21 protein-coding genes are annotated in these 22,749 nt (G+C 68.5%); 11 read left to right on the plus strand and 10 right to left on the minus strand.

Annotation, left to right across the window (positions count from 1 at the left end; genetic code table 11):
* Positions 1-10: 10 nt before the first annotated feature.
* The 5 genes from JL108_RS12055 to JL108_RS12075 form a co-directional block, all read right to left on the minus strand.
* Positions 11-865 (minus strand): ABC transporter ATP-binding protein, encoded by an 855-nt coding sequence (locus JL108_RS12055; protein ID WP_143912722.1) that lies wholly within the window; start codon positions 863-865, stop codon positions 11-13.
* Between the two features lie 287 nt (positions 866-1,152).
* Positions 1,153-2,430 carry an amidohydrolase family protein gene (locus tag JL108_RS12060; RefSeq protein WP_205198509.1) on the minus strand — a complete coding sequence of 426 codons (1,278 nt, stop codon included), beginning with the start codon at positions 2,428-2,430 and terminating at the stop codon, positions 1,153-1,155.
* Between the two features lie 8 nt (positions 2,431-2,438).
* A complete protein-coding gene (locus JL108_RS12065; protein ID WP_143912724.1) occupies positions 2,439-3,317 on the minus strand; it encodes an ABC transporter permease in 879 nt (292 codons plus the stop codon).
* On the minus strand, positions 3,314-4,267 hold the full coding sequence (locus JL108_RS12070) for an ABC transporter permease (RefSeq protein WP_205198510.1): 954 nt from the start codon (positions 4,265-4,267) through the stop codon (positions 3,314-3,316). Before JL108_RS12070 ends, JL108_RS12065 begins: the two co-directional genes overlap by 4 nt.
* Before the next feature lie 32 nt (positions 4,268-4,299).
* Positions 4,300-5,883, minus strand: coding sequence for an ABC transporter substrate-binding protein (locus tag JL108_RS12075; protein WP_205198511.1), 1,584 nt, complete (start codon positions 5,881-5,883; stop codon positions 4,300-4,302).
* Between the two features lie 149 nt (positions 5,884-6,032).
* On the opposite strand from JL108_RS12075, the gene JL108_RS12080 reads away from it, so the two are divergent.
* Positions 6,033-7,082 carry an AsnC family transcriptional regulator gene (locus JL108_RS12080; RefSeq protein ID WP_185973031.1) on the plus strand — a complete coding sequence of 350 codons (1,050 nt, stop codon included), beginning with the start codon at positions 6,033-6,035 and terminating at the stop codon, positions 7,080-7,082.
* Between the two features lie 7 nt (positions 7,083-7,089).
* Here the strand turns inward: JL108_RS12080 and JL108_RS12085 are convergent, their stop codons facing one another.
* Positions 7,090-7,887 carry an alpha/beta fold hydrolase gene (locus JL108_RS12085; RefSeq protein WP_205198512.1) on the minus strand — a complete coding sequence of 266 codons (798 nt, stop codon included), beginning with the start codon at positions 7,885-7,887 and terminating at the stop codon, positions 7,090-7,092.
* Positions 7,884-9,218 (minus strand): amidohydrolase, encoded by a 1,335-nt coding sequence (locus JL108_RS12090; protein ID WP_307837254.1) that lies wholly within the window; start codon positions 9,216-9,218, stop codon positions 7,884-7,886. The genes JL108_RS12085 and JL108_RS12090 overlap by 4 nt, the downstream gene beginning before the upstream one ends.
* A gap of 302 nt (positions 9,219-9,520) precedes the next feature.
* On the opposite strand from JL108_RS12090, the gene JL108_RS12095 reads away from it, so the two are divergent.
* The 10 genes from JL108_RS12095 to JL108_RS12135 all read left to right on the plus strand — a co-directional run bounded on the left by JL108_RS12095 (position 9,521) and on the right by JL108_RS12135 (position 19,498).
* A complete protein-coding gene (locus JL108_RS12095) occupies positions 9,521-11,212 on the plus strand; it encodes an ABC transporter ATP-binding protein (RefSeq protein WP_205198514.1) in 1,692 nt (563 codons plus the stop codon).
* 48 nt (positions 11,213-11,260) lie between these two features.
* On the plus strand, positions 11,261-11,995 hold the full coding sequence (locus tag JL108_RS12100) for an aspartate/glutamate racemase family protein (RefSeq protein ID WP_205198515.1): 735 nt from the start codon (positions 11,261-11,263) through the stop codon (positions 11,993-11,995).
* Entirely contained in the window at positions 11,992-12,801 is an 810-nt protein-coding gene (locus JL108_RS12105; RefSeq protein WP_205198516.1) for an alpha/beta fold hydrolase, read from the plus strand. Before JL108_RS12100 ends, JL108_RS12105 begins: the two co-directional genes overlap by 4 nt.
* Entirely contained in the window at positions 12,798-13,772 is a 975-nt protein-coding gene (locus tag JL108_RS12110; RefSeq protein WP_205198517.1) for an asparaginase, read from the plus strand. The genes JL108_RS12105 and JL108_RS12110 overlap by 4 nt, the downstream gene beginning before the upstream one ends.
* Before the next feature lie 74 nt (positions 13,773-13,846).
* Complete coding sequence (locus JL108_RS12115) at positions 13,847-15,046, plus strand: MFS transporter (protein WP_205198518.1); 1,200 nt, start codon at positions 13,847-13,849, stop codon at positions 15,044-15,046.
* Positions 15,043-15,999, plus strand: coding sequence for a PDR/VanB family oxidoreductase (locus JL108_RS12120; RefSeq protein ID WP_205198519.1), 957 nt, complete (start codon positions 15,043-15,045; stop codon positions 15,997-15,999). Before JL108_RS12115 ends, JL108_RS12120 begins: the two co-directional genes overlap by 4 nt.
* Positions 16,000-16,022: 23 nt before the next feature.
* Positions 16,023-17,258 (plus strand): aromatic ring-hydroxylating dioxygenase subunit alpha, encoded by a 1,236-nt coding sequence (locus JL108_RS12125; RefSeq protein WP_205198520.1) that lies wholly within the window; start codon positions 16,023-16,025, stop codon positions 17,256-17,258.
* On the plus strand, positions 17,251-18,063 hold the full coding sequence (locus JL108_RS12130; protein ID WP_205198521.1) for an alpha/beta fold hydrolase: 813 nt from the start codon (positions 17,251-17,253) through the stop codon (positions 18,061-18,063). The genes JL108_RS12125 and JL108_RS12130 overlap by 8 nt, the downstream gene beginning before the upstream one ends.
* Positions 18,060-18,194 (plus strand): hypothetical protein, encoded by a 135-nt coding sequence (locus tag JL108_RS20255; protein ID WP_275888656.1) that lies wholly within the window; start codon positions 18,060-18,062, stop codon positions 18,192-18,194. The genes JL108_RS12130 and JL108_RS20255 overlap by 4 nt, the downstream gene beginning before the upstream one ends.
* Entirely contained in the window at positions 18,191-19,498 is a 1,308-nt protein-coding gene (locus JL108_RS12135) for a M20 family metallopeptidase (RefSeq protein WP_205198522.1), read from the plus strand. Before JL108_RS20255 ends, JL108_RS12135 begins: the two co-directional genes overlap by 4 nt.
* A 33-nt stretch (positions 19,499-19,531) precedes the next feature.
* Here the strand turns inward: JL108_RS12135 and JL108_RS12140 are convergent, their stop codons facing one another.
* Genes JL108_RS12140 through JL108_RS12150 form a run of 3 tightly spaced genes read right to left on the minus strand, consistent with a single transcriptional unit; the run spans position 19,532 to position 22,720 of the window.
* Positions 19,532-20,845 carry an MmgE/PrpD family protein gene (locus JL108_RS12140; protein ID WP_205198523.1) on the minus strand — a complete coding sequence of 438 codons (1,314 nt, stop codon included), beginning with the start codon at positions 20,843-20,845 and terminating at the stop codon, positions 19,532-19,534.
* 4 nt (positions 20,846-20,849) lie between these two features.
* Positions 20,850-21,872 (minus strand): LLM class flavin-dependent oxidoreductase, encoded by a 1,023-nt coding sequence (locus JL108_RS12145; protein WP_205198524.1) that lies wholly within the window; start codon positions 21,870-21,872, stop codon positions 20,850-20,852.
* Positions 21,869-22,720 (minus strand): alpha/beta fold hydrolase, encoded by an 852-nt coding sequence (locus JL108_RS12150; RefSeq protein ID WP_205198525.1) that lies wholly within the window; start codon positions 22,718-22,720, stop codon positions 21,869-21,871. The genes JL108_RS12145 and JL108_RS12150 overlap by 4 nt, the downstream gene beginning before the upstream one ends.
* Positions 22,721-22,749 lie beyond the last annotated feature (29 nt).

A 22,749-nucleotide genomic window follows, 5' to 3' on the forward strand; every position in this document is an offset into this window, starting at 1 on the left:
AGTGTTGTTTTCAGTGGGAGCCGTGGCGCTGGTCCGTGAGCCCCATGATGTCGTGGACGAGCGCGCGGATCCGGAGGAATTCTGGATGGCTGCGGGTCTCCACCTGCGATCGCGGCCGGTCGATGTCGACGATCAGTTCCTCGGCCACGACGCACGGAGGCTTGCTGAGCACGACGATGCGGTCGGCCAGGTAGATGGCCTCGTCGATATCGTGCGTGACCATCAACATGGTGTTGCCGGAGTCGCCGAGCCGGTCGCGGATGCCCAGCAGGGTGTCCTCGAGGCCCTCCTTGGTGAGGGCGTCGACCGATGCGAAGGGCTCATCGAGGAGCAGGATCTCCGGCTGGAAGGCCAGCGCGCGGGCGATGGCCACCCGCTGCTGCATCCCGCCGGACAACTGCCCGGGGTGATACTTCTCGAAACCGCTGAGCCCGACCGTCGCGATCGCCTCGGCGACCCGCGAGGTCTTGTCGGCCGCGGCGATGTCGCGCCTCCGTGCGAGCGGGAAACGCACGTTCTTCTCGACCGTGAGCCACGGGTACAGCGAGCGCGTGTAGTCCTGGAAGACGAGCGCCATCTCCGGTGGCGGGCTGTTCACCAGCTGACCCCGCAGGCGGACCTGGCCGCTCGTCGGCGCCAGGATCCCCGACAGCATCCGCAGCAGCGTGGACTTGCCGCAGCCGGACGGGCCGATGATGGCGACGAACTCGCCTTCCTTGACATCGAACTCCAGCCCATCGCACACGAGCGGCGCATCGGGGGCGTAGCGCTTACGAAGCCCGTCGACCTGCAGGATCCTCTCTCCGTCTGTCACGCTGTGTCCCTTTCCGCGCTCGACATCGCGATCGATCGCTGTTGCCTTCATCGACACCACTTCCTTCGGTTCCTCACGTGAACTGGACCATCGGAGAAGAGGCTCCCAGGTCCGAGGACACCGACGCAGACCGCCGCGGCTCCTCTGTTGTCGCCACACCGCGGATGGCCCGCGCTGAGAAGTGCCCCCGATGTAACCGGGCGCGGGCGCAGATAGAAAGACCACATCCCGCGCCACGGAACGGTTCCATCGCGCGCACATCGGGGAATACGGGATCGCCTGTGCGGCCGATGACCGCATCCGGGCTCGGCGAGAACCGTTGCGATGTCCCGCTCGGTCTAGATCGACAGGACGCGTGGACGGTAGGTGCCGGCGTCCTTGACCAGACGTCCGGAGGTCGCCACGTGACTGATGCGCTCAGCATCGCCGAGGCCACGGATATCGGCGATCGCGTCGCCGTCGTAGACCACGACATCGGCGAGCTTGCCGGCTTCCAGGGTGCCGATGGAGTCATCCAGTTCCAGCAGTTCCGCGCCCACTCTGGTGCCGGACTGGATGGCCACGTGCGGTGTCATTCCGAGATCGCACAGGTACCCGAGTTCGCGCAGGTTGAGCCCGTGCGGGCCGGCACCCGCATCGGTTCCGAGCGCCACCGAGGCACCTTGATCGATGGCATTGGCGATGTTCTCCCGCCCGCGCTCGATCCATCCGAGCTTCTTGCGGACATAGTCGGCCGGCATGCGCTGCTGGTCCTCTGGGTCGAAGACCATGGTCGACAGGGTCGGCACGAGGAAGGCGCCCGAGTCGATCAGCAGCTGGCACTCCTCCTCGCCGATCCCGTATCCGTGCTCGATACTGCGCACGCCGCTGATCAGGGCATTGTGGATGCCCCGGCGGCCCTGTGCGTGCGCGGCGATCGGCAGCCTCCTGCCGTGGTAGCGGCCCAGCTCCGCGTGGATCGCCCGCATCTCCTCGACCGTGAGCCCCTGATCGTCCGGGTCATCGGACACACTCCCCATGCCGCCCGTCGCGCACACCTTGATGACGTCGACACCCGATCTCACCAGCTGTCGTGTCGCCACGACCGCCTCCTGCGGCGAGTCCACGATGTGGTTGAGGGCGCTGATGGCGTAGTCGGACCGCTCCACCGCCTGGCCGTTGGGGAAGGTCCAGTCCACATGCCCGCCGGTATGACTGAGGATGCCATGGGAGACCAGCAGGCGCGGACCGTCGATGAGTCCGTCGGCGACGGCCCGGCGCATGCCGGGCGTGGTGCCGCCGAGGTCGCGGACCGTCGTCACACCGGCCAGGAGCGTCTGCCGCAGCCGCACCGCTGCCTCCAGGTGGCGGTAGTCGTCGAATTTCGCCATGGCGACCGCCAGCGGCTCCCACCGGCCCGAGGCGAAGACGTGGACGTGGCAGTCGATGAACCCGGGCAGGATCGTCCCCCCGGCCGCGTCGACCCGCCGCGCGTCACCGGCATCGGGCGCACCGTCCGCGGGGCCCGCGTAGGTGATGTGTCCGTCCGTGTCGGTGAGGACGACACCATCGGGCACCGGATCTCGCCCGGTGCCGTCGATGAGCTGGCCGTGGTGGAAGCACAGGGACTCGGGCATCTTCGTTCCTATCGACGCTGGTGGAGCCGGCGGTTGCGGGCATCGCTGTACTGATTGCCGGCCAGTGAGACACCCAAGGTGGTGAGCAGCAGCGCCAGCGAGGGGAAGAGCGTCATCCACCAGGCGAAGGACAGCACATTGGATCGTTGGGCGTTCTGCATGATCCGCCCCCACGACCAGGCGCTGGGATCGCCGAGCCCCAGGAAGGAGAGCGCTGCCTCCGTGATGATGGCGCGTGAGGCGATCATCAGGACCGCGACGATGATCAGCGGCACCACGGAGGGCACGATCTCGCGCATGATGATCGTCCATGCCCGCTCGCCGACGATGCGGGCCGCGTCGACGAAGGGCATCGACACCACCTGCTGGGCGCCGCTGCGGATCAGGCGGGCCACCTCGGGCCAGGCGGTCAGGCCGATGACGAGGATCGTGGTCCGCAGGTTCGCCCCGAGGGACGCCGCGACGACGATCATCAACGGCAGCGGAGGCAAGGAGAGCATCACATCGACGATGACGCCGAAGATCGTGTCGAGGCGGGGGAAGAAGGCCGAGAGCAGACCCACCGCGGCACCGACCACGGTCGCGATCACCGAGGCCACCACGGCAACGAGGAGGGACGTCCTCGCGCCCCAGGCCACCTGGGAAAACACGCTACGGCCGAGATCATCGGTGCCGAAGGGGTCGCTGCCGCTCGGGCCGGCCAACAGGGGGCCTTGGTCCGAGCGTGGCGCGTCGACGAGCCACGGTCCCAGGATGCCGAGGAGGACGAAGCCGACGACGAGCACGGCACCGACCCACCACAGGGGCCGCCTCACCAGCTCGTGCCGGATGCCGGGGCGGGCTACCGGGGCCTCAGCGGGCTCAGCGGATTGAATGGCGTCGGTCATGTCGTCACCCTCGGATCCAGGACGCGGGACATCACGTCGGTGAGTAGATTCGCCAGCACGACGGAGGCGGCCAGGGCCACGAAGGCCGCCTGCAACACCGGGTAGTCGCGCTGCATCACCGCGGCATGGGTGAGCTGGCCGATGCCCGGGTAGGCGAAGACCGTCTCCGTGAGAACCGATCCGCCGGCCAGCGCCCCGAGCTGCAGACCCATGAGCGCCAGCGCGGGCAGCATCCCGTTGCGCAGTGCGTAGCGCCAGATGATGCGACGTTCCGCGATGCCCCGGGCCCGGGCGGCACGGACATGCTCCTGCTGGAGCACGTCGACCATATTGGTGCGGAGCGTGAGCGCGTAGGGGCCGACATTGATGATCACCAGGGTCAGCACCGGAAGCACCAGCCGATTGGCCACGCCGCCCAGCCAGGCGAGTCCGCTGGCATTCGGATCCTGGGTGGACCCGATCGCGAACCAGCCGAGGTCGGCGGCGAAGACGATGAGGAGCAGCACGGCCACGCTGGGGACGAACAGCGCCGAGCTCGCGATACCGAAGCTCTTCAGGCCTCGATCGAGGAACCCGTCACGGCGCACCGCCGCCATGGTCCCGAGGGGGATCCCGACGAGGATGGTCAGGATGAAGGCGCTGCCGGTGAGCAGCAGCGTCCACGGCAGCCGGTCGACGATCAGGGAGGCCACCTCGACGTTCTGCACATAGGACATGCCGAAGTCGCCCTGCAGCAGCCCGCCGAGGAAGTCGACGTACTGGGTCAGCAGCGGCCGGTCGAGGCCGTAGGAGCTGCGCAGGTTCTCGATCAGCGCCTCCGAGGCCCCCTCCCCGGCGATCAGCTCGGCTGGATCGCCGGGGAGGAGGCGCAGCATCAGGAAGGTGATCGTGACGGCGGCCCAGATCGTCGCGACCGCGCGCAGCACGCGCATCAGGATGAACCTACGCATCTGCTGTCAACCTCCTGCCGCTCGGTACGCCATCAGTCAGCACGTGTCACGTTCGCCAGCGACCACGCATTGGTGATGGAGAAGGACTCGAAATTGGCCGTCTCCCAGCCGCTGTAGTCACTCGAGACCGCGAACGCCATCTCGGGACTGTAGATCCCCCGCGCGTAACCCTGCTCGTAGACGCGCTCGACGATCGTCTTCGCGGCCTTTTCACCGGCTTCGGAGGTGCCGGAGGCCCTGGCCTCGTCGGCAGCCTGCTGGATCACCGGATCCTCGTAGTGACCGCCGTAGAACACTCCGAGATCGGCCTGTCGGGGGTCCCAGCTGATCGTGGTGAAGGTCAACGGGCTCAGGTAACCGGCTCCGAGCGGATTGATGAAGAGGTCGAAATTGCCCTCCTTGCTGGCACTGCGCGCGGAGTTCCGCTCCTGGCAGTCGTTGACCAGCGTGATGCCGACCTCGGCGGCCTTCTCCGTCATGAGGTCCAGGATCTTGACGAAGTTCGCGACACCGGAGTCGCACAGCACCCTGAACTCCCGGGCATCGGCTCCGGTCTCCGCGACGATCCGCTCCGCCTCGGCCGTGGAGAACTCACGCTCGTCGACATCGGGGGTGAGACCGCCGGAGACCAGCGGAGTCACGAGCGGCTCTCCGGTGTCCAACAGCACGCTCTTCACCACCTGCTCGGGATCGACGAAGCTGAGCAGCAGGCTGCGCAGCTCCTGTTCGGGGACCCGGTCGGTGTTGACGGTGAGCTTGGCGTAGCTGGTGCCCGGTGCCACCGTCTCCAGCTCCACGCCCCCGGATCCCTCGAGGGTCCGCCGAGCCGACTCCGAGACGGCCGGGGCGATCGCCGCGACCTCCCCACTCGTCAGCGCCACCTGCGCGGTGTTGGCATCGGGGAAGAAGCGGTAGACGACCGAGGACGCCTTCACCTCGCCGTGCTCCGTGGGCCAGTGCTCGTTCCGCTCGAAGGTGTAGCGATCCCCCTTGCGCTCCTCGGCGAGCACGTAGGGTCCGTTGCCGACCCACAGGGCGTCCTTCTCCGAGAGCGTGAAGGTGCCCATCTGGTCGGCGCCCTGCTCCTCGACGACATCGCCCCAGACATGCTGCGGGACCACGAGCACCTGGGAGGAGTCCTCGCAGGCAGTGGTCGCGGGGGTCAGCAGGTTCGCCGAGACGGTCGACTCGTCGAGGGCTTCGACGGACTCGACGTTGCCCTGCCAGAGACCGTACATGTCGCTCGCGATACCGGTCTGCATCGTGAAGACGACGTCATCGGCGGTCACCGGTTCGCCATCGCTCCACTGGTAGCCGTCGTCGATCGTCCACTCCACTCGCTGATTGCCGTCCTCATAGGTGCATGAGCTCATCAGCCCCGGCTCGAGGCCACCGCCCTCCTTCAGGCGCATCAGGGGGAGGTACATCGTGTTCATCACCTGGATGTCCGTCGCATTCGTGACCGACAACGGGTTGAACGCCTGCAGGTCGGTGGTGATGGCGATGTCGAGCGTGAAGTCCTCGTCGTCATCGGCGCCGGAGTCGCCGCAACCGGCGAGGATCACCATCGCCGCCGCGCCTACGGCTATCGTCTTGAGCGTTCGATGTGCACGCATGACCGCTTCCTCCTCATCAGGTCCCGGAATGGTCCGCCGGGGGATGTCCATGATTCTGCGGTGGGTGACGTGCACCACTGGTGGGATCCGCGCCAATCGTCATGAACGACGACACCTCACGCAGGAAATCTCAACGTAGGAGGCCGACGTTGCCGGAAAACAGCGTAGTCCTGAAAGAGTCCGACCTGACGCTCATCGATGCACTCGCGGCGGATCCGCGGGCCACCTGGAAGGAGATCGGACGGGCGGTCGACTCCGATGCCACCACCTGCGCACGACGCTGGAAGCGCCTCGAGGAGACCCGTCTGGCCTGGCTGGTCGCCCAGCCCTTCAGCGCCACGGGCGTGTCATCGTCCTTCATCGACCTGTCCTGTCAGCCTGGACATGCCGCGACAGTCGGCGAGCAGCTGTCCGCGCTGCCGTCGGTGACCAGCGCCGAGATGGTGCTCGGCGACTACGACCTGCACCTGACCGTGCTCCAATCGGCCGAGCCGTCGACCGTGGAGGTGCTCGATCGCGAGCTCGCGGCGATCACCGGCGTGCGCAGGCAGCGCAAACAGCTGATCCTGCGCACCTTCAAGGACGGATCGCGCTGGCGGGTGGGTGCGCTGGAGAAGGCCGCCTACCGCCGGATCGACTACGACCGCACCACGCGGCCGATCGTGAGCCGATACCGACCCCACCCGCTGGATCGCCGGATCATCGCGCTCCTGCTCCACGACGTCCGTACCCCGGTACGGACGATGGCCGAACGCCTCGACGGCAACCCGACGTTGATCAAACGGCGTATCGACATCCTGCGCCAGTGCGGCCAGATCGCTCTGCGCGTCGACTGCGCGCGGCCGTACCTGCCGCTCTCACAGAGCATCACGCTCTGGGCATCGGTGCCGGCGCCGCAGCTGTCGGACGTCGGCACGATGCTCGCCGCCGAACCGCAGACCCGGATCGTGGCGGAGACCCTCGGCACGGAGGCCAACCTGGTCTTCAGCCTGCTGGTGAACCAGCCTTCGGAGGCCAGCGCGGTGGAGAGCCATCTGCTGTCTCAGTTCCCCCAGGTGAGGGTGGTCGATCGCGCTGTGGGCATCCGCTATTTCAAGCGCGTGATGCACCTGTTAGGGCCCGATGGGCGCAATGCCGGGACCACGGATTTGCCGGACACCGTCACCTCGTCCTGGCAGCTCGACCAACCGGTGGGCTGATGACCCCCTAGCCCGCCGTGGCGCGCTCGAGGGCGTCGAGCACCGCGCGGGCGAATCCCTCCGGGTTCTGCTCCGGCAGCGGGACGTGCCCGTCGAGCAGGTCGAACTCCACCCCGAAGGCCTCCGCCATCGGCGCCAGCGAGGGCTCGGCGAACCGATCGTCGCGTCCGGAGACGACGGTGACCGGGGCGGTGATCTCCAGCAGCCGAGGTTCCATCACATAACGCCGGCAGGCGTGATGGCCCTCCTCCACCTCGTCCAGGACCCGCAGGGCGTCGGCGACGAAGGTGTTCAAGAAGCGCTCCTCGCCGGGTCGGTAGAAGTCGCGGCGGCGCTGCCAGAGATCCACGAGATGGCCTCCGTCCGCGCGGGGGTCCACCCAGTCGACGAGCGGTCGCTCATGGGCACGCGCGCGCTTCTCGGCGGTCATGAACGAGGTACCCGAGAGCACGAGTGCCTCCACCTGCGATCCGAGTCGTGCTGCCAGCTCGACCGCGACCACTCCCCCCGTGTGGTGGCCTGCCAGCGCGAGGCGTTCCAATCCCAGGCTGTCGATCAGACCGGCGATCCCGTCGGCGAACCGCTCGATCGTCACCGGTCCTTCGAGAGTTGATTCCCCGAAGCCAGGGGTGTCCACCGCGATGGCGCGGACGTGCTGCCCCAGCAGCGGCAGCACGTCCGCGAACTCGCGCCAGGAACGAGGGGTCTGATGCAGCAGCAGCACCGGGAACCCGGTGCCGCACTCCGCGTAGTGGACCTGTCCCGTCGGCGCGTCGGCGTACCCCTTGCGCGGTGTCGTGTTCATCGGTCTCCACCCTTCGGGCCCTCGGTGTCACCCCGTCCGCGGACGACCGCCTCGAGGACGTCGACGGCATCGAGCATGAATCTCTCCTCGAGATCGAAGGTCGGACTGTGGTGTGGCCCGGGGCTCGCGCCCCCGATGTTGATATAAGCTCCCCGGCCACCATGATCCTGGACCTCTCGCACCATCAGGTGCATGTCATCGCTGGCAGGCTGGAAATGCGTCGGGAGACGATCCTGCAGGGCCTCGACGTGCTGCGCCGCACGGAGCACCTCCTCGACGAGGCTCGGTGTCGGTGAGATCGTGCACGAGGCTCCCACGACCGCGATGTCGTGGTCGACCTCCTGCGTGTGGGCGACGCCCTCCACGACTCGGCGGACTCGGCGGATGAGCTCGGTCAGGACGTCGTCGTCCGCAGCTCGCGCCTCGCAGGTGAGCTCGGCGGTCTCGGGGACGATGTTGACATTGTCTCCCGCGTGCAGGGTGCCGACATTGAGCCGGGTGTCGGCGGCGCTGAACCGCGGGAGCGACATGATGCCGAGCGAGGCCATCGCCGCCGCGATCAGCGCGTTCCGCCCGTCCTCCGGCGAGACGGCCGCGTGCGACGCCCGGCCACGGAATCGGATCCTCAGCTTCTCGGTCGCCATCGCCCCGGTGACACTGCCGATCAGGGTCCCGAGCGGCCGGTCACCGAGGACGTGCACGGCGAGCATCGCATCGACGCCTTTGAGCACTCCGGCGGCGATCATCCCCCGCGCTCCCCGCACCCCTTCCTCCGCCGGCTGGAAGAGGACGCGCACGGTGCCCGGGAAGTCTCGGTCCGCGGCGAGGCGATGCAGCAGACCGATGCCGATGGCCGTGTGGGCGTCGTGACCGCAGGCGTGCATGGCCGGCGTCCGGGAGCGGAAGTCCAGCTGCTGCGGGCGATGCTCCGGCTGCACCGATTCGGTGATCGGCAGTGCGTCCATGTCCGAGCGGACGGCCCAGATCGGACCATCTCGGGTCCCCTCGATCTCGGCCACGAGTGCCGTGCCATGCCGCTGGAAGTAGTCGACACGATCGGGGGCGACGCCAGCATCGATCGCGGCCTGTGCCCAGAAGTCCTGTTCGGCCTCCTCAGGCAGCACGGCGATCTGCGAGAGATCGATGGCCTCGGCTCCCCGCCGCCAGGTCAACGGCAGACCGGCCAGGTGATCCTCCACGCGCGATGCGGTGCGGAACTCCATGAATCCGAGCTCCGCATGGCGATGCAGATCCCGACGAATCTCCGTCAATGGGCCGAGTTCCATAAGAGCGGACCGTCTCCTCGATCGAGCGTGCTGGTGTCGATCCATAGAACCCGAATCAGAGGCCCGGCGGACACAGATGACGGCACTTCCGCCAACATCCCTCCGGTCGTGCAGGATCCTGGACTTTCGGCCCGTTCATATGCCCGAAACATGTCAAACCGGAACGACCTTTGCCGCTGTCGGCTCACTAGTATCGACCCACAACACCCCTGGACAGCGCCCGGCGGCACGCACCTCGCCCGGCGCGCAGGGGTCGGCCACCGGCAGGACAGCGCGGTCCATCGATGCCGATGACGTGGCCCCCTGTCCGACTCCGCCCCGGAGACCAGCCTCCCGGAAGGACCACCATGACCACCCCACCCGAGCACCACCCCGATTCCCCCACCGTCCTGCATATCGACGACCTCAGCGTCCGATTCCGTGCCGCGGGCATCGATGTCACCGCGGTGCGCGGGCTGAACCTGTCTCTGCGACGTGGTGAGGTCCTGGCCCTGGTCGGAGAGTCCGGGTCGGGGAAGTCCATGACCGCGTGGTCCACACTGGGGCTTCTGCCACCGGCGGCGGAACGAGAGGGACGCGTCCTGCTCGGCGCGGACGATGTCGCGACGATGACCGAGCAGCAGCTGCGCGCGCTGCGCGGCGATCGGGTGGCGATGATCTTCCAGGATCCCTCCCGGGCCCTGAACCCCGTCTTCACGGTGGGCGCGCAGCTGATCGACACCCTGCGCGCTCATACGGATATCTCGGCGAAGGACGCTCGACGACGCGCGGGCGAGCTGCTCGCCCTCGTCGGCCTCCCCGACCCGGAGGCGCGGGTGGACTACTACCCGCATCAGCTGTCCGGGGGGCAGAAGCAGCGGGTCGCCATCGCCCTCGCCCTCTGCTGCGACCCTGAGGTGCTGGTCGCCGATGAGCCCACCACGGCATTGGATGTCACGGTGCAGGCGGAGATCCTGGAACTCCTGCGTGAGCTGAAGGACCGCTTCACGATGTCGATCCTGCTCATCACCCACAACATGGGCGTCGTGGCCGATATCGCGGACCGGGTCGCCGTCATGTACCGCGGGGAGCTCGTCGAGACCGGCACGGTGGACCAGATCTTCTCCGCGCCCCGGGCCGACTACACGCGTCATCTGCTGCGCGATGTCCCGCACGTCACCGAGGAGGCCATCAGCGAGAGGCCCGCCACCGCGGTCGGTGCCGGTGACCCGGTCGTGGCGGTCGATCGGCTGACGGTGATGTTCGGCGGCGGGGCGCTCTCCCCCGGGGGCGTCACTGCCGTCGACGAGGTCTCCTTCCAGGTCCTGCCCGGTGAGACCCTCGCGCTGGTGGGGGAGTCCGGTTCGGGCAAGTCCACGACCGGCCGGGCGATCGCCGGACTGCAGCCGGCCGACTCGGGTCGCGTGGAGATCCTGGGCCACCCGGTGATCGGCGCCTCCGGTCGGGACCTGCGCGCGATCCGCCGAGAGGTCGGCATGGTATTCCAGGACCCGGCGGGGTCGCTCAATCCGTATCACTCCGTGATCGAATCGGTGGCCGCTCCCTTGCGCCACACCCCCGGCCTGTCCCGCGCGGACATGCACACCCGCGCGCAGGAGATGCTGGACGCCGTCGAGATCCCCCGCTCCTTCGCCGAGCGCATGCCCTATGAGCTGTCAGGCGGACAGTGCCAACGGGTCAGCCTGGCCCGTGCGCTGGTCCGGCGACCCCGGCTGCTGATCGCCGACGAACCGACGAGCGCCTTGGACGTCAGCGTGCAGGCGACCGTTCTCGAGGTCTATCGAGACCTGCAACATGAGTTGGGCTTCGCCTCGTTGTTCATCACCCATGACCTGGCGGTGGTGGCGATGCTCGCCGATCGCGTCGCGGTGATGCGACACGGCGCGCTGGTCGAGGTGGGTGAGACACGGCAGATCCTCTTCTCGCCTCAGGAGGACTACACGCGGGAGCTGATCTCGGCGGTGCCCTTCGCGGATCCCGAACAGCAGCGCGAGCGCCGGGAACTCTGGCGCCGGCAGCGGGCCGCGGCGAGGGCCTAGGCAAGCGGGGCACCCGGCCGTACACTGCTCGGTACTATGTACGGAGCGGTGAAGACCCCGGCATCCCGGGTCGCACGGGTGGGCCACCTGTATCCATCGGGTGGGCTCTGCGATGACGAGATCCAGCTGATGGCCCCCACCGGGGTGCAGTTCCTCACCACGCGGCTGCCCTTCCGCGCCACGGGGGTGGCCGATGACCTCGCGCTGGCCGATGACCTGGAACTCCACGCGGGTCTGCTCGCCGACGCCGCGGTCGACCTCATCGCCTTCAACTGCACCGCCGCGAGCATGCTGCTCGGTCCGGAACCCCTGCGGCGTCGCATCGCCGCGGAGACCTCGCTGCCGGTCGTCACGACGATCGAGGCGGTGGTCGAGGCGCTCCGGCACCTGCGCGCCGAACGGATCCTGCTGCTCGACCCCTACCCACCCGAGGTGGAGGAACGGGAGATCGACCACCTCGAAAGGCTCGGGTTCACCGTCCTGGACGCCCGCGGCCCCAGCTGCCTCACCCCCGTCGAACAGGGCCTCATCCCGCCGGAGTACTGGCTCACCGCGGCCCTCGAATTCGACCGCCGCGAGGCCGACGCAATCCTGCTCAGCTGCGCCGGCACCCGGGTCGCGGAGGCGCATCACTGGATCGAGGCTGCTACCGGGCTACCGCTGATCACCAGCAACCAGGCCTTGCTCTGGGACGTGCTGCGAACCCTGCGCATCGACGACCCCATCCCCCGCTTCGGCCGCTTGCTGATGGCCGACCGCTCAGGAACAGAGGAGACAGCATGATCAAGGGCTACGCGCCGTCGCGTTTCGGGCCGCTGCACTACGTCGAGCACGGCGACGGCGTCCCTGTGCTCCTGCTCCACCAGACTCCGCGATCGAGCGATGAATATCGCGATGTCCTCCCCCTGGTCGGCTCCTCCGCACGCGCCATCGCCATGGACACCCTCGGCTTCGGTGCTTCGGCGCGCACCGACGAGCCCTTCAGTATCGAGCTCTTCGCCGATGCCGTCGATGATCTGCTCGACGCTCTGTCGATCGATCGGCCGGTGATCGTGGGCCACCACACCGGCGGAGTCATCGCCCTGGAGGTCGCCGCTCGGCATCCCGATCGGGTTCGCGGCCTGGTCCTGTCCGGCGTGCCCTATGTCGACGCGGCACGGCGGGACCGTGTCAGCCTCGCGCCACCGATCGACCATGTCGAGGTCCACGACGACGGCAGCCACCTCGCCGCGCTATGGGCCCGGCGAGCCGACTTCTACCCTCCGGGCCGGCCCGACCTGGTCAATCGCTTCGTCGCGGACGCGCTGCGCGTCATCGACCGGGTCGAGGAGGGCCATCAGGCCGTGAACCGTTATCGGATGGAGGAGCGGATCACCTCCGTGACGGCGCAGGCCCTTGTGGTCTGCGGCGAACTCGACTCCTACTCGCTCCCCGACATCCCCCGGTTCCTCGAACACCTCGACGGCGCCCGTACCGCGATCATCGAGAGCACCGGAGTCCCCGCAGTGGATCACCGACCGGAGGAGTTCGGTCGCCTGGTCTCGGAGTTCGTGGCAGAGATCGCCGGCGCCGCCCGGTCGCGACCATGAGCGCGGATCTCGTCCGGTGGATCGCACTGGGCGGCACGATCCAGTCGGTCGGCCACGATCCACTCGACGCCGAGCGGTACTTCCTCACCGGACAGACCCTCAGTCCCGAGGAGCTGCTCGCTCCCGTGGCCGAGTACGCCGGACCCGTCGACGTGCAGGCCTGGGCGTCCCGCCCGAGTCACCTGCTCGGGTGGGACGAGGTGAGGGATCTGGTGACCCATCTACGGGCGATCGCGGATCACCCGGCGCCCCCGGCCGGCATCGTCGTGAGCTGCGGATCGAATGGGCTGGAGGAGATCGCCTATCTGCTCTGGCTGCTCTATCCGGGACCCGTGCCGGTCGTGGTCACCGCCGCCATGCGACCTCCGAGCGCCATCGGCAGCGATGCCCTGCCCAATCTCCTGGACTCCTTCGCCGTCGCACGCGATGGGTCGGCGCCGTCCCCCGTGACCGTGGTCTCGGACGGCACCGTGCTGCATCCGGCCGAAGCCTTCAAGGCGCACACCACCGGGGTCGACACCTTCAGCCGGTCGGCGCCGCCGATGGGCATCATCGAGGCACATCGCCGGGTCCGGATCACCGGACGAGCGACCCCCACCTCACCGCTCGCACGGCGCGAGCTGCCCTCGACGCTGCCGCGTGTCTCACTCCTGGAGTCGCACCTCGACAGCGACGGCTCGAGCGTACGAGCGCTCGCCGCGCTCTCGGAGGGTCTCGTCATCGCGGGGATGGGCGCCGGCTTCGTGACCGGAGCCGAACAGCAGGCCCTCGACGAGGCGCGCGAGGCAGGCGTGGTGATCTGCCGGGCCGCGCGCACGCCCTTCGGCCCGGTGGCACCGGTCGACGGCGATGCGCTGCGGGCGAATGGCCTGACCCCGCAGAAGGCGAGGATCGGCCTCAGCCTGGGATTGGCCCTGTCCCTGGCGAGACCCGAGCTGGAAGAGCTCCTCGATTCCACCACACGGGACTGAACTGCGGGACGCCTTTACCGTGCCGGTGATGTGACGTACCGTACGTTGTACGTCGTCGCGAGAGGAGGTGCGATATGGCAACGTCCGCGCTTCGGCAGCAGAACGGCACGAGGGCCGTCACCGGCGTCGTCTGGACGATGGTGGCCGCATCATTGCCTCCCTTCCTCATCGGCACGATCGCCATCCAGATCGGTCGGAGCTTCTCGTTCACGCCCGCCCAACTCGGGCTCTCGGTCGCGGCCTACTACATCGTGTCGGCCGCGTTATCGCCGATCGGCGGCCATCTGGTGGCACTGCTCGGACCACAGAACTCGCTGCGCCTGGCCGCCGCCGGCAGCTCGGTCGGCCTCGCGGCCGTCGCGCTCGCCTCATCGGCCGAAGCGGTGATCATCGCGCTGGCCTTCCTCGGCCTCCCCAACTGCCTGGTGCAGCCATCGTCGAACCACGTGCTCTCCACCATCGACCAACCCCGACGAGGTCTTGCCTTCGGACTCGTCCAGTCGGCCATCCCGCTGGCGACGCTCACCTCAGGCCTGCTGCTGGCGGTCTTCGGGAACGCGGCCTCCTGGCGACCGGCGATCTGGATCGTCGTCGCGCTGACGCTGGTCGCACAGCTGGTCATCCCCGCCGGACCGCGGCGGCCGGCCCGGGCGACTCGGCCTGGCGAGGGCCCGGCGCCCGCACAGATCCAGGCCGGCGGTTCGCTGCTGATGATCGGTCTCGTACTCGGGGCCTTCCTCGCGTCCTTCGCCGCCACCACATTGCCTTCCTTCGTGGCTGTGACAGGCGAGGAACTGGCGCTGTCGCCGACCACGATCGCCGCCGCGCAGATCACCGGCAGCCTCGCCTGTATCTCGGTGCGCATCGTCGTCGCCTGGCGAGGCGGACGCCGCGACGGACCCGGGGCACTGTCACTCGTGGCCTGGCTCTTGGCGCTCGGCTCCGTCGGCTACCTGTTGATCGCCTGGGGAGTCGCGTGGACCTATGTCGCCGGGGTCGTGCTGGCCTACGCGCTCGGCTGGGGCTGGAACGGGCTCTTCAATCTGAGCGTCACTTATGCCCGTCCCGACCGCATCGCCGCGGCGACCGGGATGACCCAGGGCGGCGTGTTCTTCGGCGGCGTCTGCGGACCTCTGGTCTTCGCCGCGATCGCCGGCGAGGGTCCCTTCGGACCCTCGTGGACCGTGATCGCCGGTGCCGCCCTTCTCGCCGCTGCCACTCTGTGGCTCGCGCAACGACATTGGACCCGAACCGAAGGGGAGACAACACGATGACCGACTGGGACGAGGAGACCGGCGTTCTGGATCTCATGATCCGGGGCATGCGCCTGGAGGCGGACGGCGTGATGAGCATCGAGCTCGTCGACCCCGACGGAGCCTGGCTGCCGGAGTGGACACCCGGCGCCCATATCGACCTGGGACTGCCCGACGTGGTGCGCCAGTACTCGCTCTGCGGGGATCCGACCGATCGGCAACGGTACCTGATCGCCGTGCTCCTCGAGGAGGAGTCGCGCGGTGGATCCTCCTATATCCACGACGTGGCCCATCCCGGCGAGATCGTCGAGGTCGGAGGCCCCCGCAATCACTTCGCCTTGGCGCCCGCGAAGGAGTACCTCTTCCTCGCCGGCGGCATCGGCATCACGCCGATCCTCACGATGCTGCGTCAGGCCGAGAACGACGGTGTGCCCTGGCGCCTCGTCTACGGCGGGCGGCGCAGGTCATCGATGGCCTTCGTCGACGAGCTGGGACAGTACGGCGACCGGGTTCTCCTGCAGCCGGAGGACGAGGTCGGTCGACTGGACGTGGCATCGCTTCTGGGAGATCCCCAGGAGGACGCGCTCATCTACTGCTGCGGCCCCTCCGGCCTGATCAATGCCGTCGAGGACCACAGCGGCCACTGGCCGACGGGCTCGCTGAATGTCGAGCGTTTCGTCGCCAAGGACCTCTCCGACCTGGTCTCCACACCCGTGCACGTCACCTGCGAGCGCTCCGGCATCGAGCTCGACGTCTCAGCGGCGGAGAGCATCCTCGACGCGCTGGAGGGAGCTGGGCTCGGGGTACCGAACGCCTGCCGCGAGGGCGTATGCGGCTCCTGTGATGTCGCCGTCCTCTCCGGGACACCGGACCACCGCGACTCCTACCGCTCACCCGCCGAGCTCGAGGACACCACCAGCCTGGCGGTCTGCGTCTCGCGCGCCCGCACCCCCGAACTCGTCCTCGACATCTGACACCTGAGGAAGGAAGATCCCCGATGACCACGAACGATGTATCCGCCGCACCGGCGCCCAAGGTCGCCCAGCGACGCGCCCCACGCTCGCGCCCCAGCAGCAAGAAGAAGGTCAACCCGCACGGCAACGACTGGACCTCCTGGCCCCGCTACGACCAGGCCGAACTCGGCTTCCGGAACTACTGGTACCCGATCATGTGGGCCGAACAGGTCGGCAAGAAGCCGGTGCCGATCGAACTGCTCGGCGAGAAGATCGTGCTCGTCCGAGACAACGACGAGATTTTCGCCCTGCACGACCGCTGCCCCCACCGCGGGGTCCCCCTGTCCCTCGGCCGACGCCAGTACGAAGGAACGATCAGCTGCCCGTATCACGGGTGGACCTACCGCCTCGACAGCGGCAAGATGTGCGCGGCCCTCACCGACGGCCCCGACTCCCCCATCAACAATCGGGTCTCGGTGTCCACCTATCCGGTGGCACAGCGGCTGGGCCTGGTCTGGGTCTACGTCGGCGACGACACCGAGGACCCGCCACCGGTAGAGCGTGACATCCCGCGCGAACTGGTCGACCACGACTTCGCGATGGGCGGTCGCTGGGACATCCGCGACGGGAACTGGCGCTTCGCGGCGGAAAACGGCTTCGACGAGGGCCACGCGAAGTACCTGCACAACACCGCACTCTGGCGACTGTTCAAGGTGATGCCCGCCTGGAACGAGACTCGCGTGGTCGAGGAGGACGGCTGGCTGATCCGCGTCCAGGACGCCGTGCACTGGGAGGCCGACTTCCCCGGGCTCGGCCGCTGGACCAACAAGCGCTGGTGGAAGCGGATGCCGTTGCCGGATGCGCCCGGCAAGGGCAAGGACGTCAACCCGGTGATCAAGTCGCTGAACATCCCGGGCTTCGTCTCCTTCCGGCTCCCCGGGCTGCTTCGCGTCGCCTACCCGCAGTTCATCCACTACGAGTGGTACGTGCCGGTGGACGAGGATCACGTGCGCTATGTCCAGATCATGGTGAGATTCGAGGACGGCGTGAAGGCCGGCTTCTTCAAGGCCAAGTACCTGGCGGCGATCCGCTGGCTGTTCCATGGCCAGTTCACCGGACAGGACGCGTGGATGGTCGATGTCATGAACGCCCCGCCGGAGAAGCTCTACCGCCCCGACCTCTCGCTCACGGCGATCCGCCGCCACATCGAGCAGGTCGAGCCCACCGTGCAGGTCGACACGACACCGGGTTCGAAGCGTCCTCTCCCGGCCGATGCCTGACCCCATCGAGCTCCACGTCCGGTCGGAGGGATCCGGGCCACCCGTCGTGTTCCTGCACGGCGGAGGGCCCGGATGCTCCAGTTGGGCCGACTTCCGTCAGAGCGCTGAGATCGCCGCCCCGCAGCGCCGACGGCTCTTCGTCGATCTCGCGCAGTACGGGGACTCGGCGCACGGGCCGATCACCGGTCCCGGCTGGGACCATCAGGCGGCCTGCCTGCTCCACACCCTCGACCTTCAGGGCCTCGGGCAGGTCGACATCGTCGCCCAGTCGCTGGGCGGCTCAGTCGCCCTCACTCTCGCCGCCCAGCATCCCGATCGGGTCGGACGGCTCGTGGTCACCGGGAGCCAGCCCGTGCCCGCGCCGGACTCCGCGGCGACCGCCGGGGCGCTGGTCCGGGAAGCCCGCAGCCGCTACTACGGCGGTGAGGGCCCGACGCCGGAGAAAATGCGCGCACTGATCGCCCGGCTCGAATGGTTCCACCCCGAGCGACTGCCCTCCTCGACCGTGATGCTGCGCTACGAGCACAGCATCACCCCCTGGGCGATGGCCGGAGCCGATGGTTCCGGCCGCGGGGAACCCCAGGACCTCTCGGACCTGCTCGCCGGGATCGAGCATCCGACCCTCTGGCTCTGGGGATCGCACGACCCCTTCGCCGGACCGGACTACGCCGTGGCGCTGGCCGCCTCGATGCCGCACGCCGACGTGTCCGTGCTCGCACGCACCTCGCACCATCCGCAGGAGGAACGACCCCACGCCTACGGACGCATCGTCCGTGAGTTCTTGGAACGAAAGGAAGACCAATGAAGCCGACCCCCAGGGATGCCGTCCTCGGTGCCGCGGCGATCGGAGGAGCGCTGCTCGCGATCCGCCTCGTACGTGTCGCGCTGTTGCGCCTGACCAGCACCGTCGTCCGCCAAGAGACGCACGATCGATGAGCATCGCACCCGATCTCGACGACCTCACCCACGCGGCGCTGTCCCAGATCCGCCCCGAGCGGCTGCGCGAGTTGGCCGTCGGCGTCGTGGACATCCCGAGCCCCACCGGCGAGGAGCTGCCGCTCGCCCGATGGGCCGTGCAGGAGCTCGACATCCAGGGGATCCCCGCGCGCCTACAGCCCCTCGACGATCGGCAGGCGAATGCCGTCGCGAAGCTCGAGGGCACCGGAGGTGGGCGCAGCCTCCTGCTCTACGCACCGATCGACACGCTGACGACGGGCAACCCCGACGAGGACGAACCGTGGGCGGCCGCCACCCTCCGACCCGACATGCGCCCCGCGGCGACGGTCGACGGGGAGTTCGTCATCGGCCTCGGAGCCAGCAACCCCAAGGGGCATGCTGCCTGCGTGCTGGCGGCCGTCGAGGCCATCCACCGCAGTGGCATCGCACTGCCCGGAGATCTGTGGCTCGGCCTCGGCGCCGGCGGCATGCCGACGAACCGGCGCCAAGGCTCGGACCTCGTCCGTGAGAACACGGGGCAGGGAGCCGGCTGCTCGTTCATGATCGAACAGGGTGTCTACCCCGACCACGCGCTCATCGCCAAGCCGGGATGGACCGTCGCCTGGGAGGAGGTCGGCCTCTGCTGGTTCGAGGTGACGGTCGGCGGAACCTTCAACTATGTGGGCAGCCGGCATCGGATGCCCTATGCCAATCCCATCGTCGAGGCCGGCAAGGTCATCGATGGCCTGGAGGAGTGGTTCCCCGAGTATTCGGCTCGCCACACCCGTGGCCTGGTGGCGCCCCAGGGCAATATCGGGGCTATCCGCAGCGGCTGGATGCACATGCCGGCGGTCTCTGCCTCACAGGCCCGTTTCATGGTCGACCTGCGCACCAGCCCAGGGGTGACACCCGCTGAGGTGGCCCGTGAGTTCGGCCAGGCCGTCGACGGCATCCGTCGACGCCATGAGGGGCTGGAGGTGTCCTGGGAGATAGTCCTGGCCATCCCCGGGACGAGCACCTCCGTCGACGATCCCGTCGTGCAGGCAGCGATCAGCGCGTGGGAAGCCGAGGACGGACGGCCGCATCAGACCATCGTGGCCAATAGCGGTGCCACGGACGCCAATATCCTGCGTGGGCGTGGCATCCCCACCGCGCGCATCGGCATGGACAGGATCGGTGCCGACGCTCCGATGCCGCTGGACTTTCCGGCAGGCATGAACGTGGTGGATGTGCGCGAGATGACCCGCCTGACCCGGCACCTCGTTCGCACCGCGATCGACGTCTGCTCGCGTCCGACCGATTGATCCCCGTCCGTCGGCGACCCGGTCGCGAGAGCGTCAGGGTCGCCGGCGCAGGGCCGCAGCGAAGAAGCCGAGATCGTCGGCATCGTCGAGGTCGACGAGTGAGCGACGGAGGTCGTCGGCAGCCTCGGTGTCGAATCCCGCGGCCGTGACATTGGCGAGGAACTTGGCGCCGACTCCCTCGCGATCGGCATCCGTGCGCGGCGCAGCGGCGACCTCCTGCCAGGCGCCCGATGATGTCCGACACCGCACCCGCGCCGACCAGGCGGTGTCCGGTCCATCGGTCTCCAGGGCCTCGACGACGACCTCGGGCGCGCTCGGACGCAACCGCGCCTCCCTGAACCAGCCGACCTCGGCCTCGTGTCCCCCGCAGACGGCATCGACGACGAAGGCCGCGCTCGCGGCCGCCTCGGTGGGTCCGGCCACGTCCCGCCGATCGGTCACGAAGGCGAGGACACCCGGATCCAGTCCGATCTCCACGCGCGTGATCGTGGACAGATCGACGTAGCGGTCCCGCAGGGATCGCAGCGCCTCCACGACCGCGTGCAACGGCCGCGCACAGGGATACCACTTGGTCACGCATTCGGAGACCACCGCCGTGGAGCTCGGCGCCGGGAACGGGTCCGAGCCGGAACCGAGGAAGGCGGCACGAGCCGGATCGTCGAGCGCCTTCCACGAGGCCTGCACGCCGGCCTTGGCCTGCAGGGCCGCGGCCGCACCCGCGGCTGCGGCGCGTGCCGCGCTCAGATAGTGGCCACCCCCCAGCCGGTCCCCGGCCAGCAACCCGCCGGAGCCGATGCTCGCGATGCCGAGCGCGTGGCAGGTCCGCTCCTCGTCGAGCCCCAGCAATGTCGCGGCGGCGGCCGCCGAGCCGAGAGAGCCGAAGGTGGACGTCGGCCACCACCCGGCCGCGTAAAGTCCTGATCCGCCGAATCGGGCCGCGACCGTGCCGATCACCTGATAGCCGGCGATGACGGCATCGATCACCTTCCGGCCGGAGACCCCCATGGCTCGCCCGAGGTGGAGAGCCGGAGCCGCCACGACCGCAGCCGGGACGGTGGCCGAGCCCGCGTGGAGGCTGTCGAACTCGTCGACATGGCACGCCAGGGCGTCGAGAACCACCGCCTGCTCGAGCGGAAGCGCGGCATCCACCGCGATGGCCTCAGTGTCCTCGCCCGGGTGCCAGGACCTGGCGTAGTCGAGGAACTCTCCGCTGATCGCATGGTCGCCGCCGCGGATCATGCATCCGACACTGTCGAGCAGTTCCGTGGCCGCATCCGCGCGCGTCTGCGAGGTCGCCTCCCGTACGGTGCGGGAAGCGACCTCGGCCAGGACCTCGACCGTCGACACGTTCTCAATCCGTCAGGAGGGGAAGCACCGAACCGGCCACGTCGGCAGCCAGCTGCTCGGGCAGGTGGTAGGAGCCCACGTGCTGGAAGAAGACCGAGGTCACCCCGAGACGCTGAGCCTCGCCGATCCTCTCGACAATGTGCTCGGCGGTGCCGAAGAGACAGAAATTCTCGGCGAAACGGACAGCGTCCGCATCACTCACCCACTGTCCGCACACCTCGACGGCCAGATCCCAGTCCTCCGCATGCACGAGATCCGGGTAGACCCCCGGCACCTCGGACGGGACGTCGATCTCGATGCCCGTGGACGCGAGAGCGGCTCCGCCGCCCTGCTGGGCGATCCCGGCGCAGATCGGCTTGAGGATCCGGGCGTCCCGCTCGACGTCATCGGTCACCATCGCGTGGGCGGAGACGACCACACCGACATCCTCGGGTCGGCGCCCCGCCTCCTCCGCACCTTCACGCACCAGACCGATCGCGCGCTCGAGCAGCGGTGTCGACACACCGGAGAGGAGGATCACGCCGTCGGCGATCTCGCCGGCGAGCTTGAGATTGCGCGGCCCGGTCGCCGCCATGTAGATCGGCACATCAGGCTGGGGATCACGCAGGCGGCCCCGACGGGTGCCGAAGTCGATCTCGGCGCCCTCGAGGAGCCCTCGGATCTGGGTCATCCCGGCCCGCAGTTCGGCCTGCTTACTCGGACGCAGCGCGACCGGCTCGACCGAGCTGTTGCCCACCCCGAGGCCCAACCGGAATCGCCCGGGCGCGACCTCGGCGATCGTCCGGGCGATCGAGGCGACGACGCTCGGATGCCGAGTGACGACATTGCTCACCGCCGTGCCGAGCTTGATCCTCGAGGTCTGCAGCGCAGCGCCGTAGAGAGCCATATAGGGGTCACGCCAGAGCAGCTGCGAGTCCGGGATGTACAGCTCGTCGAAGCCCATCTCCTCCACCCGCGCGGCGAAGTCGGCGATCTCGGTCGCCGGCCGGCAGGCGGGGACGCGGATCCCCAACGACGGTGCGGTCATCGGCTGTGCGCCTCGATGAACGCGATGGTCTCCTTGTTGAAACGATCCGCGTGCTCATGCTGCGGCCAGTGCCCGCACTCGCCGTAGATGTCGAGCGTCGCGTCGCCGATGGCATCGGCCATCGCGCGCGCCTCGGGCACGTCGCCGAAAGGATTCTCCGCTCCCCACACGACGTGGGTCGGCGCGGTGATGCGTCCCAGCTGCTCGGCCGTGAGGAGATCCTGGGTGCGGTTCTCCATCTCCTGCAGGCACAGCAGGTGGTCGATGTTCTCCACGAAGCCGGGCTGGTGATAGATGTCATGTCGAATCTCGACGAGCTCGTCGGAGACATTGGCCGAGTCGAACATGAGCAGTTCGAGACGCTGGCGGGTGAAGGCGATGTCATCGCTCAGCACGGCCTTGCGAGTGCTGCCCTTGATGCGTTCCATCACCTCCGGCTTGGCTACCGTGCCCCCTGCCGCGACCAGGGCGAGGGTCTTGACCCGCTCGGGATGGTCGGCCGCGAGCCTGCCCGAGACCCAACCGCCGAGCGACTCTCCGAGGAAGTGCGCCGAGGAGAGGCCGACCGCGTCCATGTAGTCGAGCACGTGCTGCACATAACCCGGGATCCGATAGGGCACTCCAGGGCTCTCGGTGTAGCCATGGCCCATCATGTCGATCGCGTGGCACTCGAAGTGCTCGCTGAGCACCGCGACATTCCGCACGAAGGCCTCCAGATGCCCGCTCGTGCCGTGCAGCATCACGATCGGTTCCCCCTGGCCGGCACGCAGGGAACGCGTCCGCAGACCGCCTGCGTCCACATAGTCGACCGTGAACGCGACATTGCGCAGTTCAGTCCAGATCGTCATCGTTGCTCTCTCTCATTCCTCGGATTGCT

It is taken from the genome of Aeromicrobium sp. YIM 150415, assembly GCF_016918125.1.
GTDB lineage: Bacteria > Actinomycetota > Actinomycetes > Propionibacteriales > Nocardioidaceae > Aeromicrobium > Aeromicrobium piscarium.

Bases quoted from the DNA above. Each gene is read 5' to 3' on its own strand.
- JL108_RS12135 (WP_205198522.1), top strand. From the start codon at position 18,191: ATGAGCATCGCACCCGATCTCGACGACCTCACCCACGCGGCGCTGTCC.
- JL108_RS20255 (WP_275888656.1), top strand. From the start codon at position 18,060: ATGAAGCCGACCCCCAGGGATGCCGTCCTCGGTGCCGCGGCGATCGGA.
- JL108_RS12095 (WP_205198514.1), top strand. From the start codon at position 9,521: ATGACCACCCCACCCGAGCACCACCCCGATTCCCCCACCGTCCTGCAT.
- JL108_RS12090 (WP_307837254.1), bottom strand. From the start codon at position 9,218: ATGGATCGACACCAGCACGCTCGATCGAGGAGACGGTCCGCTCTTATG.
- JL108_RS12115 (WP_205198518.1), top strand. From the start codon at position 13,847: ATGGCAACGTCCGCGCTTCGGCAGCAGAACGGCACGAGGGCCGTCACC.
- JL108_RS12150 (WP_205198525.1), bottom strand. From the start codon at position 22,720: ATGACGATCTGGACTGAACTGCGCAATGTCGCGTTCACGGTCGACTAT.
- JL108_RS12105 (WP_205198516.1), top strand. From the start codon at position 11,992: ATGATCAAGGGCTACGCGCCGTCGCGTTTCGGGCCGCTGCACTACGTC.
- JL108_RS12060 (WP_205198509.1), bottom strand. From the start codon at position 2,430: ATGCCCGAGTCCCTGTGCTTCCACCACGGCCAGCTCATCGACGGCACC.
- JL108_RS12110 (WP_205198517.1), top strand. From the start codon at position 12,798: ATGAGCGCGGATCTCGTCCGGTGGATCGCACTGGGCGGCACGATCCAG.
- JL108_RS12145 (WP_205198524.1), bottom strand. From the start codon at position 21,872: ATGACCGCACCGTCGTTGGGGATCCGCGTCCCCGCCTGCCGGCCGGCG.
- JL108_RS12120 (WP_205198519.1), top strand. From the start codon at position 15,043: ATGACCGACTGGGACGAGGAGACCGGCGTTCTGGATCTCATGATCCGG.
- JL108_RS12070 (WP_205198510.1), bottom strand. From the start codon at position 4,267: ATGCGTAGGTTCATCCTGATGCGCGTGCTGCGCGCGGTCGCGACGATC.
- JL108_RS12065 (WP_143912724.1), bottom strand. From the start codon at position 3,317: ATGACCGACGCCATTCAATCCGCTGAGCCCGCTGAGGCCCCGGTAGCC.
- JL108_RS12125 (WP_205198520.1), top strand. From the start codon at position 16,023: ATGACCACGAACGATGTATCCGCCGCACCGGCGCCCAAGGTCGCCCAG.
- JL108_RS12130 (WP_205198521.1), top strand. From the start codon at position 17,251: ATGCCTGACCCCATCGAGCTCCACGTCCGGTCGGAGGGATCCGGGCCA.
- JL108_RS12075 (WP_205198511.1), bottom strand. From the start codon at position 5,883: ATGCGTGCACATCGAACGCTCAAGACGATAGCCGTAGGCGCGGCGGCG.
- JL108_RS12085 (WP_205198512.1), bottom strand. From the start codon at position 7,887: ATGAACACGACACCGCGCAAGGGGTACGCCGACGCGCCGACGGGACAG.
- JL108_RS12055 (WP_143912722.1), bottom strand. From the start codon at position 865: ATGAAGGCAACAGCGATCGATCGCGATGTCGAGCGCGGAAAGGGACAC.